Here is a 14008-nt window from a genome sequence, read left to right on the forward strand (position 1 = left end):
GAGACAGGGCGCACACGCGTCATGGCTACGGCGAACGCCCCGTTCCTCACGCGACCTCGTTGGCCGCGTGGTGCGTGCGCTCCGTTTCGAGCAAGGCCTCCTTGCGCGGCTTGCCCCAGCGATAGCCCGCGATCGCGCCATCCTTGCCGATCACGCGATGGCACGGAATCGCGAGCGCCACCGGATTCGACGCACACGCATTCGCGACCGCCCGCACCGCCCGCGGCGAGCCGAGCGATTCGGCGATGTCGGTATAGCTGCGCGTCTGGCCGTACGGGATGCGCCGCAGCGCGTCCCAGACGCGGCGCTGGAACGCCGTCGCGCCGATGTCGAGCGGCAGGTCGAAGCGCTCGCGCGTGCCTTGCAGATACGCGCGGACCTGCGCGATGAACGGCGCCATTTTCGCGGCATCCTCCACGCGTTCGGCTTGCGCGAAGTCGGCGGCGAGCTGTTCGATTAGCGCGCCGGCATCGTCGCCGAAAGCGATCTTGCAGACGCCCTTGTCGGTTGCGGCGACGAGCACCGTGCCGAGCGGCGTGTCGGCGCTCGCATAGCGCACCGTCAACCCCGCGCCCTGGCGCTTGTACGCGGAAGGCGTCATGCCGAGCTCGGCGGGCACGGCTTCATACATCCGCGACGGCGAGCCGAAGCCGGCGTCGTGCGTGGCGCGCGTGACGTCGCGGCCACGCTGCAGGGCGTCGCGCAGCACGCCCGCGCGCTGCGCCGCCTGATACTGACGGGGCGAGATGCCGACGATCCGCGAAAAGAGCCGCTGCAAGTGGAACGGGCTGACGTGCACGGCGTCGCTCAGCTGCGCGAGCGTCATGCGTTGCTGAGGATCGGCGTCGAGCACCTTGCACGCGCGCTCGACGATCGCGAGTTCGCGCGGCAGGCTCGTCGGCCGGCAGCGTTTGCAGGGGCGGTATCCGGCTGCCTCGGCGGCATCGGTCGTCGGGAAGAATTCGACGTTTTCGCGACGCGGCGCGCGCGAGGCGCACGATGGCCGGCAAAACACGCCGGTCGTGCGCACGGCGAAGAAGAAGGCGCCGTCGGCGTGCTCGTCGCGCTCGACGACCGCCTGCCAGCGGCTTTCATCGGTAGTGAAAATGGGGTCTGGACGACGATTTGCTTCGGTTTTCATGACGACCTCGATGGCTCGTTGGTACGAAACCACTGTAGAGCCGTCCAGACGAGGTTACGCGCCGTTTCTTGCTGTGTCATCGGCAGGCAGATTCCGAAAAGTGACGCGCAGATACCACAGAATGACGCCATAGGGGTTTTTACTAAAATTTCTATTGCATCGCATCAAGTGGCTGTGTATGATTGGAACTGTCTCCTCCATGTCTCCTCCTGATATGGATTCAGCCCGCCAACCTAGGCGGGCTTTTTTTTGCCCCGCTTTTTTGTCCACGTTCACGCGCGGCAGACACAAAAAAACCGAGCCTCGCGGCCCGGTTTTTCGTTTCGACAGCGCGCGTCGACCAGAAGATCAAAGCACGTAGCGCGACAAGTCCTCGTCCTGTGCCACGTCGCCCAGCGCGCGATCCACATACGCCGCGTCGATCCGCACCGGCTGGCCCGTATGGTTGCCCGCCGCGAAGGACACTTCCTCCAGCAGCTTCTCGATCACCGTATAGAGCCGCCGCGCGCCGATGTTCTCGGTCTTCTCGTTGACCGAGTACGCGACTTCGGCCAGGCGACGGATGCCGTCTTCGCCGAAATCGAGCTCGACGCCTTCCGTCGCGAGCAGCGCCTTGTATTGCTTGACGAGGCTCGCGTCGGTCGCGTTCAGGATCGATTCGAAGTCCCCGACGGACAGCGAGTCGAGTTCGACGCGAATCGGAAAACGCCCTTGCAGCTCGGGAATCAGATCGCTCGGTTTGGCGAGATGGAACGCACCGCTCGCGATGAACAGGATGTGGTCGGTCTTGATCATCCCGTACTTCGTGTTGATGGTCGTGCCTTCGACGAGCGGCAGCAGATCGCGCTGCACGCCCGCGCGCGACACTTCGGCGCCGCCCGCCTCGCTGCGCGACGCAATCTTGTCGATCTCGTCCAGGAACACGATGCCGTTCTGCTCGACGTTCTGCACCGCCTTGCTCTTGACCTCCTCGTCGTTGAGCATCTTGCCGGCTTCCTCGTCCGTGAGGAGTTTCAGCGCTTCCTTCACCTTCACCTTGCGGCGCGTCTTCTTGCCGCCGCCGATGTTCGCGAACATCGAACGGATCTGCTCGGTCATGTCTTCCATGCCCGGCGGCCCCATGATGTCCATGCCGACCTGCGGCATTTCGATGTCCAGCTCGATGTCCTTGTCATCGAGCGAGCCTTCGCGCAGGCGCTTGCGGAAAGTCTGGCGCGTGACATTGTCGCCATCGGTGCCCGTCTCGGACGCGGCAAAGCCGACCGGACGCGCGCTCGGCAGCAGGATGTCGAGGATGCGGTCTTCCGCGCGGTCCTCGGCCTTGGTGCGCACCTTCTTCATCTCGGATTCGCGCGTCTGCTTGACCGAAATCTCGATCAGATCGCGCACGATGCTGTCGACGTCGCGGCCCACGTAGCCGACCTCGGTGAACTTGGTCGCCTCGATCTTGATGAACGGCGCGTCCGCGAGCTTGGCGAGACGTCGCGCGATCTCGGTCTTGCCGACGCCCGTCGGCCCGATCATCAGAATGTTCTTCGGCGTGATTTCCTGGCGCAGCGGCTCGGCGACCTGCTGGCGGCGCCAGCGGTTGCGCAGCGCGACGGCCACGGCCTTTTTCGCGCGCGTCTGGCCGATGATGTGCTTGTCGAGCTCGGAGACGATCTCGGAGGGAGTCATGGTGGTCATCGTGGTTTCCTTTTACTCGATCGTCTCGATGACGCGGTTGTGGTTGGTGTAGATGCACATGTCGCCGGCGATGCTGAGCGCCTTCTCGACGATCTCGCGCGGCGAGAGGCCGGTGTTCTCGACGAGCGCCTGCGCCGCGGCCTGAGCGTACGCGCCGCCCGAGCCGATCGCGCAGATGCCGTTTTCCGGATCGAGCACGTCGCCATTGCCGGTGATGACGAGCGTGGCATTCGCGTCGGCGGCGATCAGCATTGCTTCGAGGCGGCGCAGCATGCGGTCGGTGCGCCAGTCCTTCGCGAGCTCGACGGCGGCGCGCGTCAGATTGCCCTGATGTTTCTCGAGCTTCGCTTCGAAGCGATCGAGCAGCGAGAACGCGTCGGCGGTGCCGCCGGCGAAGCCGACCAGCACCTTGCCGCCATAGATGCGGCGCACCTTCTTCGCACCGCCTTTCATGACGATGTTGCCGAGCGTCACCTGACCATCACCGCCCAGCGCGACCTTGCCGTCGCGGCGCACGGAGACGATGGTCGTGCCGTGAAATTGTTCCATGTGCGTTCCTTAAGAAAACCAGAGGGACGCGGGGCGGGTTTCGTCGTTCGGAAGTCCGCCGCGCAATCAAGAATTCGAGGGAGTGCACGGCGCGGGGTTCCGCCCGGCCGTAGGCCTCGGGCGGACGGCGCCGCGCGCGCGCCTGGCCGCGGTCATGCTTTTACGGGGCGCGTCGGAATCATTTTAGGGCGACGGGAGATTTATCAAGACGCGCGGTGTCGATGCATCCGCGATTTACCCGGCTGAAAGCAAAAAGGCACACGTTCGACGTGTGCCTTTTTCCTGGTGCGGATGCTGGCTTGCAGCTTTTCGCGGCGGCGTCTTCCCCGTTGCGGGCGGTCCCGCGACGCACGCCCGCCGGCTGCGGAATCAGTCGCCGAAGAGCTTCTGGCGCAGTTCGCGGCGCTCCTGGGCCTCGAGCGAGAGCGTGGCCGTCGGACGCGCGAGCAGGCGCGGAATGCCGATCGGTTCGCCGGTTTCCTCGCACCAGCCGTATTCGCCGGACTCGATGCGCGCGAGCGACTGCTGCACCTTCTTCAGGAGCTTGCGTTCGCGATCACGCGTGCGCAGCTCCAGTGCATGCTCTTCCTCGATGGTCGCGCGATCCGCCGGGTCCGGCACGATCACCGTTTCCCGCAGATTTTCGGTCGTCTGGCCGGCATTCTTCAGAATGTCCGCTTGCAACTGCTCGAGCCGGTTCTTGAAGAAGGCGAGTTGATCCTCGTTCATGTAGTCCTTCTCGCTCATCTTCAGGATTTCGGCTTCGGTCAAGAGTTTCGTTGTCATCTGCTTGCTTCTTCAATGTAAGGCGATGTTCTCTCGCAACGCCCGCAACTGCGTTACCCGCATGCAGCGCGCCGTTACGCTCAAGGCTCGCGCGACAGGTCGATGCGGGGCCGAACTCCTCTGGAAACCGATATTGGATGATGCTCCGGACGGCCGGGCGCATTTGGCATGGCCCGGAATTTCCGGCCCCGGTGCTTTGTCTTGATTCGCCTTCCCCCGGCGAATCCAGGCATCGTCCCGACGGGACATCCTTTCTCCTCATCCGTTGGCCGAACGCCCGAAGACGCGCGTCCTACGGAACTGCCCTTCTCCAGTGGGGCTGTATTGTAACTGAACCGCAATTTCCGACGACAACCGAGGAAAACCCTGTCGATTAGTGCCGGAATTTCAAAAATATAACGCCTGGTCGTGCAAAAAGCGATGTCGGTGCGTGGTCGCGACTACACATCCGCGATGAAAGTCGGCCACGAAAAACGCCGCACGCGGGCTTCTCGCGGCGGCGTTTTTCTTTTCAAGCCCGATTTTGCCCGCCGCGAACCGCGGAACTCCAGCGAGATGCGTGCCGATTTACTTGACGAGGCACGCGTCGAGCCCGTCGGTGATCAGATCCTTCGGCAGCTCGATGCCGATGAACACCATCTTGCTGTTCTTCTTCTCGATCGGCATCCACTTGCCGGCAAGATCGCTGCCCATCATCTGATGCACGCCCTGGAACACGACCTTGCGATCGACGCCCTTCATGTACAGCACGCCCTTGTAGCGCAGCAGGCGTTCGCCATAGATCTGCAGAATGCCGCCGAGGAAGTCTTCGAGGCGGTTCGGATCGAACGGCTTGTCGCTGCGGTACACGAACGACTTGATCTTGTCGTCGTGATGCGCGTGATGGTGGTCGTGGTGATGCTCGTGATCGTGGCTATGATCGTGACCGCAGGTCGAGTGATCATGATCGTGGTCGTGATCATGGTCATGGTCGTGCTCGTCTTCAGCGAGGAAATCCGGATCGATTTCGAGCTTCGCGTTCAGGTTGAAGCCGCGCAGATCGAAGATTTCCTTGATGTCCGCGTCGCCGAAATTCACGACCTTGATCGCCGCGCGCGGATTCATGTGCAGCAGGCGATGCTTGAGCGCGTCGAGCGCGGCGGCATCGACGAGATCGGACTTGGTGATGAACAGCCGGTCCGCGAAACCGACCTGACGCTGCACGACTTCCTGCTGGTCGAGCTGCGCATTCGCGTGCTTCGCATCGACGAGCGTGATGATCGCATCGAGCAGGAATTCGTCGGCGACGGTGTTGTCCATGAAGAACGTCTGCGCGACCGGGCCCGGATTCGCGAGGCCGGTGGTCTCGATCACGACGCGGTCGAAATCCAGCGTGCCCGCCTTCTTGCGGTTGGCGAGATCTTCGAGCGCACGCGCCAGATCGCCGCGAATTGTGCAGCAGATGCAGCCGTTGCTCATCTGGATGATCTGCTCGTTCGTATCCTGCACGAGGATTTCGTTGTCGATGTTCTCTTCGCCGAACTCGTTTTCGATCACGGCGATCTTCATGCCGTGCTGCTCGTTCAGGATGCGCTTGAGCAGCGTGGTTTTGCCGCTGCCCAGAAAGCCGGTCAGGATGGTTACGGGAATCATGGTGTCGCCTGTGTCCTTGTCTGTGTTCGGTCGTCCGTGTTGCGGGATGCGCTGAATCGGCTATTGAAACATATTTGTCAAGCCGACGCTTCGGCAGCCCGGCGAGCGCTCGTTGCGGCTAGATCGGGGCGCTCAAGCGATTTGCAACAGTAGCCCTTTCAGGTATTCGCCTTCCGGGAACGCCGTCAGCAGCGGATGATCGACGCCCGCGCCCAGACGCTTCAGGATGCGCGCATCGACGCGCGCGTCCGCCGCCGCGCTCGCGACGATCTTCTGGAACAGGTCCGAATCGATCGCGCCGGAGCACGAGTAGGTGAACAGCAGGCCGCCCGGACGCAGCAATTTGAAGCCGCTCAGGTTGATGTCCTTGTACGCGCGCGCGGCACGATCGACGGTTTCCTTCGATGGCGCGAACTTCGGCGGATCGAGCACGATCAGGTCGAAGCGCTGGCCTTCGTCGTAGAGACGCCGGAGCGTCTTGAAGGCGTCTGCATCCAGCCATTCGGCTTTTTCGGCGTCGAAACCGTTTGCCTTGACGTTCTCACGTGCCAGCGCGAGCGCCTCGCCCGACGAATCCACCGACACGACGCGCGTCGCGCCGCCCTTGAGCGCGGCGAGCGAGAAGCCGCCCGTGTAGCAGAAGCAGTTCAGCACTTCGCGCCCTGCCGCGTTCTGTTGCACGAGCACGCGGTTGTCGCGCTGATCGACGTAGAAGCCCGTCTTGTGGCCGTTGCGCACGTCGACGTGGTACCGCACGCCGCATTCGTTCGTGATCAGCGTCTCGGGCGGCGCGTCGCCGGCGAGCACGCCGGTCGTCTGTTCGAGCCCTTCCTTCTGGCGGATCGAGACGTCCGAGCGCTCGAAGACGTTCGGGCAGCCCGTCGCGCCGATCAGCGCCTGCACGATCGCTTCCTTCCACGCTTCGACGCCGGTCGCCATGAACTGGCAGACGAGCTGCGCGTGCGCGCCTTCATCGGCGACGTAGTAATCGACGATCAGTCCCGGCAGGCCGTCCGCTTCGCCGAAGATGAGGCGCGTCGCGCCGGTGTCCTTCACCATCGCCTGCCGGTGCGCGACCGCGCGCTGCACGCGCCGCTTGAAGAACGCGTGATCGACCGGCTCGCTTTCGTCGAACGTCCAGACGCGTGCACGGATCTGCGATTGCGGGCTGTACGAGGCGCGCGCGAGAAAGCGTCCGTCGGCCGCGCGCACGGCGACGGTCGCGCCCGGCGCGGGATTCCCGTCGATGCGCGCAATGGCGTTCGCGTAAATCCACGGATGGCGGCGAACGAGCGATTTGTCCTTCGCCGGTTTGAGCGTGATGGTGTTCATTGCAATGCGGATGAAGCGCACGAGGCGCTGTCGAATTAGTCGCGCTTCTTCGCGCGCGGATGCGCCGAGTCGTAAACGCGGGCGAGATGCTGAAAATCGAGCGACGTATAGACCTGCGTGGCCGTGATGCTCGCGTGGCCGAGCAGTTCCTGCACCGCGCGCAGATCGCCGCTCGACTGCAGGACATGCGTCGCGAACGAATGGCGCAGCACGTGCGGATGCACGTTCGACGGAATGCCCGCTTGGAGCGCAAGGCGCTTCACGCGCTCGCGCACCACGCCGGGCGACATGCGGTTGCCGCGCACGGAGAGAAAAAGCGCATGCGGATCGAGCCTGACGAAGTCGCCGCGCACGTCGATCCACGCGCGCAGCGCTTCGATCGCCTTCCTGCCGACCGGCACGGAGCGGCGGCGATTACCCTTGCCGAGCACGGTCACTTCCTCGTGCACGAGATCGAGCCAGCCTGCGGACCTGTGCTCCCTGGTATCGACGAAATAGACGTCGAGCCCGACCAGCTCCGCGAGCCGCAGGCCCGAGGAGTAGAAGAGTTCGAGCATCGCGTGATCGCGCAGCGCTTCGGGCGAGCCGGATTGCGGCGCATCCATGAGCGCCATGGCATCGTCGACGGAAAGCGCCTTCGGCAGCGTTTTTTCGCGCTTGGGCGCGCGCACCGTCGCGACCGGATTCGCTGGCATCTCGACGCGCTCGGCGAGCCAGCGGTAGAACGCGCGCCACGCCGACAGCCGGTGCGCGATCGAACGCGACGACAGCCCCGCCGCGTGCGCCCGCACGACCGCGCCGCGAATATCGGCGGCGGTGAGCGTCTGCAACGGACGGTCCTTGGCAAGCGCGCGCAGCTCGCTCAGCTCATGTGTGTAGCCGCGCAGCGTGTGCTCCGACAGACGCCGTTCGTGCTCGAGCATCGCGAGATAGGTGGCGATGGCGTCGGCGCTGTCCATTTTCGATGTGGTCGCTCGTTGCTCAGTGCGGCAGCAGGCGCGAGAGCGCCGCGCTCGCGAGCGCGCCGATCTGCGTCAGGAAGTCGGTGGCCATGCCGTCGTGGAAGCGCCGCGGATCGGGCGAGCCCATCACGAGCAGGCCGAAGCTTGGCGCATCGGGGCCGGTTTGCGGATCGCGCAAGGCGATGAGCGCGACGGATTCAACCTGGCGTTCCGTGTCGGGGGGCCCTTCGCTCGGCGCGACCGTCGCCGTTGCCGAGTTCGCGGCGCCGAGCCACTGCGCGGCGGCGAAGCCCGAATTCGCGCCGCAGTACGGTGCGGTGAGGCTGTTCGCGAAAATGCGCACTTCCTCTCCCACCTGGCGCGCGAAGTCCGCCTGTCGATAAGCTTCGTCGATGTCCCACACGCGCAGCGCGGCGTGCGGCACGTCGAATACTTCGCACAAGCCTCTGCTGATGGTGGCGGGCAACGCGTACGGGTCGCGCTGGGAAATCACGCGCACGGTCCAGCGGCTGAACTTGGTCGAGATGCTGTCGTTTTCGTGGCCATAGCGCAGCAACTCGGCCAGACGCCGCTCGAGCTGCTTGTTCTTTTCGCGCAGCATTTCCATCTGGCGCTCCTGCAGCGACACGGCGGCCTTGCCGTGCGGATTCGAGAGCCGGATGGTGCCGAGCAGCTCCGCGTGCTCGACGAAGAAATCGGGGTTGTCGAGCAGGTAGTCGGCGACTTCGCGTGGATTCATGGTGATGTGTATGGCGTTAGACGATGCGGTCGAGCTCGATCTCGCCCTCGAAGACCGTCGCGGCGGGCCCGGCCATGAAGAGCGCGGAGGATCCGTCGCGCGCGCCGTCCCAGCTGATCGTGAGCGTGCCGCCGTGCGTCTCGACGCGCACGGGCGTGTCGAGCAGGCCGCGGCGGATGCCCGCGGCCACCGCCGCGCACGCGCCCGTGCCGCAGGCGAGCGTTTCGCCCGCGCCGCGCTCGTAGACGCGCAGCTTGACCGAATGGCGATCGACGATCTGCATGAAACCCGCGTTCACGCGCTTCGGAAAGCGCGCGTGGCGCTCGATCAGCGGGCCTTCCGTCAGCACGGGATACGTCTCGACGTCGTCGACGACCTGCACCGCGTGCGGATTGCCCATCGATACGACGGAAATCCAGCGCGTTTCACCGTTCACGTCGAGCGGCCAGAGCGTGTCGTTGCCTTGCCGGCGCCCTTCGAGGCCTTGCGCGTCGAACGGCACTTCCGGCGGATCGAAGACAGGCGTGCTCATGTCGACGACGACCTCGCCGTTCTCCTGCATCGTCAGCGTGATGATGCCGTTTTGCACCTGTACGCGTACGCTCGATGCGTCGGTCAGCCGACGATCGCGCACGAACTTCACGAAGCAGCGCGCGCCGTTGCCGCAATGCTCGACCTCGCCGCCATCGCAGTTGAAGATGCGGTACTTGAAGTCGACGCCGCCGATCGTGGGCCTTTCCACGAGCAGCAGCTGATCCGCGCCCACGCCGAAATGGCGGTTCGCGAGCGCGCGCACCTGCTCGGGGCTCAGATCGAGCGCCTGCGTGTAGCCGTCGAGCACGACGAAGTCGTTGCCCGCGCCTTGCATTTTCGTGAATTTGAGTTTCATGGCCGCTATTGTATGTGACCCGTCACGTCGCGTTTCGCGCCGCTCACGCCTCAATAAAAGCTCGGCTCGCCCGGAGGCCGCGTCTTGAAGCGCTTGTGCACCCAGTAATATTGCTCCGGCATGTGCGGAATCTGCTCTTCCAGGAACGCGTTCATGCGGCGCGCGTCGGCTTCGTCGTCGCCGGTCGGGTAGTTGTCCCAGGGCTCGAAGATCTTGAGCCGATAGCCCTTGTAGTTCGGCAGCACCTCGCCGATGAACGGCACGACCTGCGCGCGGCCCGTCTTCGCGAGCCGGCCGACGGCGGTCAGCGTGCACGTCGGGATGCCGAAGAACGGCACGAACGTGGAGTTGCGCATGCCGTAATCCATGTCCGCGCCGAGCATCACGGGCTTGCGGTCGCGCAGCCAGCGCAGCACGATGCGCGCGCTGTCGGCGCGGCTCGCCATGTCCGCACCGAAGCGGGCGCGCTGGGTCTTCGCCAGTTCCTCGATCTGCGGATTCGAGAACGGCTGATACAGCGAGCCGCACTGCCGATGCAGCGAGTAATTGAGGAAGATCGAGCCCGCCTCGATGCCGACGAAGTGCAGGCCGAGAAACAGCGTGGGCGGCAGATCTGGATCGGTGAGATCGACGGCGCTGTCCACTTCGATCAGCTTTTCGAGCTTTTTCGCCGAGCCGAACCATTGCACGCTGCGCTCCACGTAGCTGCGGATCGCGTGCCGGAAGTGCTTCTGCGCGATGTCCTCGCGCTTCTCGTCGGACCACTCCGGGAAGCAGAGCTTCAGGTTTGTATGGACGATGCGCTTGCGGCGGCTCGGAATCTGATAGAGCAGCCAGCCGAGGCCGTCGCCGAAACGGGCGGTGATGCCGTAAGGGATGATCGCCAGGAACTTGAGGAACCCGATCGCGAGCGCCACGCCGATGCGCCCTAGCATGATGTGCTCCAGCGTACGGACTGTCGGCCGCTATGAACGGATGATTGGGATGGGGCGAATGGCGACAAGCGTTCGGCTCTGTGAAATCGAGGGAAACCGGTATAATAAAACCTTCGCCGAGTTAATGGACAACTTGCGGGGCGAAGCAGGCCGGAGTCTTCATGTGTTATATGAAGGCGCTGGCCTGGAAAATTGACATCCGCTAAAGCGTCGCCGCTTCAGACTCCGAACGAAGTCGGCTACGTGAATAACAACCGTACTCAACTGGAGTCTGAAGCGTGTCGAACGACTATCTCTTTACTTCCGAATCCGTTTCCGAAGGCCACCCGGACAAGGTCGCCGATCAAATCTCCGACGCCATCCTCGACGCCATCCTGTCGCAGGACAAGTATTCGCGCGTCGCGGCGGAAACGCTCTGCAACACCGGTCTGGTCGTCCTCGCGGGCGAAATCACGACCACGGCCAACGTCGATTACATCCAGGTTGCCCGCGACACCATCAAGCGCATCGGTTACGACAACACCGACTTCGGCATCGACTATCGCGGCTGCGCGGTGCTCGTCGCTTACGACAAGCAATCGCCGGATATCGCGCAAGGCGTGAACAAGGCGCATGACGACAATCTCGATCAGGGCGCCGGCGACCAGGGCCTCATGTTCGGCTATGCCTGCGACGAAACGCCCGAGCTGATGCCGCTGCCGATCCACCTTTCGCACCGTCTGGTCGAGCGCCAGGCGAACCTGCGCCGCGACGGCCGCCTGCCTTGGCTGCGCCCGGACGCGAAGTCGCAAGTCACCGTGCGCTACGTGGACGGCAAGGCGCATTCGATCGACACCGTCGTGCTCTCGACGCAGCACTCGCCGGACATCGACCTGCCGCAGCTGCGCGAAGCGGTGATCGAGGAAGTCATCAAGCCGACGCTGCCGAAGGAGCTCATCAAGGGCGACATCAAGTTCCTGGTGAACCCGACGGGGCGCTTCGTCATCGGCGGTCCGCAAGGGGACTGCGGCCTGACGGGCCGCAAGATCATCGTCGATACGTACGGCGGCGCGGCTCCTCACGGCGGCGGCGCGTTCTCCGGCAAGGATCCGTCGAAGGTGGACCGCTCGGCGGCTTACGCCGGCCGTTACGTCGCGAAGAACATCGTCGCCGCGGGTCTCGCATCGCGCGCGCTGATTCAGGTTTCGTACGCGATCGGCGTGGCGCGCCCGACATCGGTGATGGTCAACACGTTTGGCACGGGCCGCGTGTCGGACGCCGAGATCACGAAGCTCGTGCTCGAGCACTTCGATCTGCGTCCGAAGGGCATCATCCAGATGCTCGACCTGCTGCGCCCGATCTACGAAAAAACGGCGGCATACGGCCACTTCGGCCGCGAAGAGCCGGAATTTTCGTGGGAAGCCGCTGACAAGGCGCTCGCGCTCGCCGAAGCGGCCGGCACGGAACCGGTGGCGAGCGTCGCGTAACGCCATCGGCTGAACGGCAGGACGAAAACCGGCAGGCGTTGCGCTTGCCGGTTTTTTTATGCGCACGCGGCGCGTTTCTTGCGGTCCGGTTGGACAGCGAATCGGATTATCCGCGGAGCCGCCATGCCGTACGAAACGCTTCTTTCTCCCGTCACGATCGGCAATCTCGAACTGCCGAATCGCGTCGTGATGGCGCCGCTCGCACGCCGTCGCGCGTCGCAGCCGGGCAACGTGCCCACCGAAATGGACGCCCACTACTACGTGCAACGCGCGAGCGCCGGGCTGATCGTCACCGAACCCGCGCAAATCTCACCGCGAGGCCAGGGCGACCTGGCCACGCCGGGTACTCACTCGGACGCGCAGGAAGCAGGCTGGAAAAGCATCGCCGGCGCGGTGCACGCGCGACAGGGACGCATTGCGCTGCACTTGTGGCATGCGGGGCGCATGTCGCATCGGCGCTTGCAGGAGGATGGCGCGCCGCCCGTCGCGCCCTCCGCGATCCGTGCGCGCGGCGCGAAGGTGGTCGTGCAGGCGGACGACGGCACGCTCGATCTCGTCGATGCGGATGATCCTCGTCCTCTCGAAACGGATGAGATAGCTGGAATCGTGCTCCAGTACGTCGATGCTGCGCACCGCGCCGCTCGCGCGGGCTTCGACATGATCGAGATCGATGCCGCGAACGGCTATCTGCTGCATCAGTTCATGGCGACCGGCACGAACCGGCGCACCGATGAGTATGGCGGCAGCGTCGAAAACCGCGTACGGCTCGTTGTCGAGGTGATGGAAGCGGTATCAGGCGTGATCGGCGCGAATCGCGTCGGGATTCGCCTGTCGCCGGGGTTCACGGGCGCCGATATCGAGGACGACGAAGCACCGGAATCGTCACTGCGTCTGGCCGAAGAGCTGAAACGCATCGGCATCGTGTATGTGCAACTGGCCGAAGCCGACGACGACCTTCGCCGCGCCCTGCGCGATGCTTACGACGGCGCGATCATCGCGTCCGGCGACTGGACGGCTCGGGAAGCGAATGCGCGCATCGAACGCCGCGAAGCCGATGCCGCGGCATTCGGCCGCGCATTCGTCGCGAACCCTGATCTGGTGGAGCGTTTGAAGACCGGTACGCCGCTGGCCGAACCCGATCCGGTCACGTTCAACGGCGGCGAAAAGGGTGACACGGACTATCCGGCGCCGGATGAAGCGCAAGGAAACCGAAACGATTAGCGCGCACGTTCAACGCGCGGCGAACGCGTACCAGCCGGCGCTGCTGGTCGACAAACGGCGCGGACGGCGGCTCGTCAGCGCGGCGGCCTTCGGCTTGGGCGACGGCGCGCGCAACTGCGTCGGACGCCGCAACAGCGCCCGCAACGACACCCCGCGCGATGCCGTACGCGCGCGAAGGCTGAAGAAGAAACCGCGGAACCACGACCGGATGCCATCCACCGGATGCACGTGCTTCAACTGCTCGGCGAGCAACTGGGTGCGGGCGGAGTGATGGCGCAACGCGCGGATCATGCCGCGGCGGGCGGGACGTGCGGCGCGCGCGGCAGCACGAGTAAGGCCGATAGCGATTCGGTGGTTCATGTCAGCGGAAAGGTCGGTTGCGTGGAAGCAAACTCGACGATAGTCGTCTCAAAAATAGCGTTCAAGGAATTCGATTCAACTCGATTCGCCAAGTTGCACCAAATTGACGCGGCCAATGTACAAGACCTTTATTACCCGGGTAAGTCCGCGTTTTCCCTGCGTTTTTATGAAGCGGCTGCTGATGAATATGCAGCGATGCCAGCTCGCGCGGGCCTTTGCGCGGCGCCGGATTTACAATCCCCGTATTCGCCCCAATTCCGGATATAGCGTCGACGGCATGAATCCATTCGAAAGCCGCTGGGCGCACCAA

14 protein-coding genes are annotated in these 14008 nt (G+C 64.2%); 3 read left to right on the forward strand and 11 right to left on the reverse strand.

Annotation, left to right across the window (positions count from 1 at the left end):
* Positions 1-46: 46 nt before the first annotated feature.
* From ada to AWB83_RS18210, 10 genes are all read right to left on the reverse strand, one after another.
* A complete protein-coding gene (gene ada / locus AWB83_RS18165) occupies positions 47-1141 on the reverse strand; it encodes a bifunctional DNA-binding transcriptional regulator/O6-methylguanine-DNA methyltransferase Ada (protein WP_087047006.1) in 1095 nt (364 codons plus the stop codon).
* 348 nt (positions 1142-1489) lie between these two features.
* A complete protein-coding gene (gene hslU / locus AWB83_RS18170; protein ID WP_087047007.1) occupies positions 1490-2827 on the reverse strand; it encodes an ATP-dependent protease ATPase subunit HslU in 1338 nt (445 codons plus the stop codon).
* A 12-nt stretch (positions 2828-2839) separates the two neighbouring features.
* Positions 2840-3376, reverse strand: a complete 537-nt coding sequence (gene hslV / locus AWB83_RS18175; RefSeq protein WP_087047008.1) for an ATP-dependent protease subunit HslV — start codon at positions 3374-3376, stop codon at positions 2840-2842.
* Positions 3377-3745: 369 nt separating this feature from the next.
* Entirely contained in the window at positions 3746-4162 is a 417-nt protein-coding gene (gene dksA / locus AWB83_RS18180) for an RNA polymerase-binding protein DksA (RefSeq protein ID WP_087047009.1), read from the reverse strand.
* 567 nt (positions 4163-4729) lie between these two features.
* The gene (locus tag AWB83_RS18185; protein ID WP_087047010.1) at positions 4730-5794 is read right to left on the reverse strand and encodes a CobW family GTP-binding protein; all 1065 of its coding nucleotides are present in this window, start codon (positions 5792-5794) and stop codon (positions 4730-4732) included.
* 132 nt (positions 5795-5926) lie between these two features.
* Positions 5927-7126, reverse strand: a complete 1200-nt coding sequence (locus AWB83_RS18190) for a class I SAM-dependent rRNA methyltransferase (RefSeq protein ID WP_087047011.1) — start codon at positions 7124-7126, stop codon at positions 5927-5929.
* Positions 7127-7161: 35 nt separating this feature from the next.
* Positions 7162-8085 (reverse strand): tyrosine recombinase XerC, encoded by a 924-nt coding sequence (gene xerC, locus AWB83_RS18195; RefSeq protein WP_087047012.1) that lies wholly within the window; start codon positions 8083-8085, stop codon positions 7162-7164.
* Between the two features lie 22 nt (positions 8086-8107).
* A complete protein-coding gene (locus AWB83_RS18200; protein WP_087047013.1) occupies positions 8108-8827 on the reverse strand; it encodes a DUF484 family protein in 720 nt (239 codons plus the stop codon).
* Between the two features lie 16 nt (positions 8828-8843).
* On the reverse strand, positions 8844-9716 hold the full coding sequence (gene dapF, locus AWB83_RS18205) for a diaminopimelate epimerase (protein WP_087047014.1): 873 nt from the start codon (positions 9714-9716) through the stop codon (positions 8844-8846).
* A 50-nt stretch (positions 9717-9766) separates the two neighbouring features.
* The gene (locus AWB83_RS18210) at positions 9767-10651 is read right to left on the reverse strand and encodes a lipid A biosynthesis lauroyl acyltransferase (RefSeq protein ID WP_087047015.1); all 885 of its coding nucleotides are present in this window, start codon (positions 10649-10651) and stop codon (positions 9767-9769) included.
* A gap of 278 nt (positions 10652-10929) precedes the next feature.
* Between AWB83_RS18210 and metK the strand changes: the two genes are divergently transcribed.
* Positions 10930-12117: a methionine adenosyltransferase gene (gene metK / locus AWB83_RS18215; protein WP_087047016.1), complete on the forward strand. Its 1188-nt coding sequence runs from the start codon at positions 10930-10932 to the stop codon at positions 12115-12117.
* A 123-nt stretch (positions 12118-12240) separates the two neighbouring features.
* Positions 12241-13338, forward strand: coding sequence for an alkene reductase (locus AWB83_RS18220; RefSeq protein WP_087047017.1), 1098 nt, complete (start codon positions 12241-12243; stop codon positions 13336-13338).
* A 9-nt stretch (positions 13339-13347) separates the two neighbouring features.
* Here the strand turns inward: AWB83_RS18220 and AWB83_RS37290 are convergent, their stop codons facing one another.
* A complete protein-coding gene (locus AWB83_RS37290) occupies positions 13348-13629 on the reverse strand; it encodes a hypothetical protein (protein WP_087047018.1) in 282 nt (93 codons plus the stop codon).
* On the opposite strand from AWB83_RS37290, the gene AWB83_RS36820 reads away from it, so the two are divergent.
* Positions 13567-13965: a hypothetical protein gene (locus tag AWB83_RS36820; protein ID WP_167389126.1), complete on the forward strand. Its 399-nt coding sequence runs from the start codon at positions 13567-13569 to the stop codon at positions 13963-13965. The genes AWB83_RS37290 and AWB83_RS36820 overlap by 63 nt on opposite strands.
* The last annotated feature ends 43 nt before the right edge of the window (positions 13966-14008 follow it).

Source organism: Caballeronia ptereochthonis (assembly GCF_001545075.1).
Classification (GTDB): Bacteria; Pseudomonadota; Gammaproteobacteria; order Burkholderiales; family Burkholderiaceae; genus Caballeronia; species Caballeronia ptereochthonis.

Coding starts and splice junctions, on each gene's coding strand:
- AWB83_RS18185 (WP_087047010.1), bottom strand. CDS start 5,794: ATGATTCCCGTAACCATCCTGACCGGCTTTCTGGGCAGCGGCAAAACC.
- dapF (WP_087047014.1), bottom strand. CDS start 9,716: ATGAAACTCAAATTCACGAAAATGCAAGGCGCGGGCAACGACTTCGTC.
- hslV (WP_087047008.1), bottom strand. CDS start 3,376: ATGGAACAATTTCACGGCACGACCATCGTCTCCGTGCGCCGCGACGGC.
- AWB83_RS18210 (WP_087047015.1), bottom strand. CDS start 10,651: ATGCTAGGGCGCATCGGCGTGGCGCTCGCGATCGGGTTCCTCAAGTTC.
- hslU (WP_087047007.1), bottom strand. CDS start 2,827: ATGACCACCATGACTCCCTCCGAGATCGTCTCCGAGCTCGACAAGCAC.
- AWB83_RS18220 (WP_087047017.1), top strand. CDS start 12,241: ATGCCGTACGAAACGCTTCTTTCTCCCGTCACGATCGGCAATCTCGAA.
- dksA (WP_087047009.1), bottom strand. CDS start 4,162: ATGACAACGAAACTCTTGACCGAAGCCGAAATCCTGAAGATGAGCGAG.
- AWB83_RS18190 (WP_087047011.1), bottom strand. CDS start 7,126: ATGAACACCATCACGCTCAAACCGGCGAAGGACAAATCGCTCGTTCGC.
- ada (WP_087047006.1), bottom strand. CDS start 1,141: ATGAAAACCGAAGCAAATCGTCGTCCAGACCCCATTTTCACTACCGAT.
- AWB83_RS18200 (WP_087047013.1), bottom strand. CDS start 8,827: ATGAATCCACGCGAAGTCGCCGACTACCTGCTCGACAACCCCGATTTC.
- AWB83_RS37290 (WP_087047018.1), bottom strand. CDS start 13,629: ATGATCCGCGCGTTGCGCCATCACTCCGCCCGCACCCAGTTGCTCGCC.
- xerC (WP_087047012.1), bottom strand. CDS start 8,085: ATGGACAGCGCCGACGCCATCGCCACCTATCTCGCGATGCTCGAGCAC.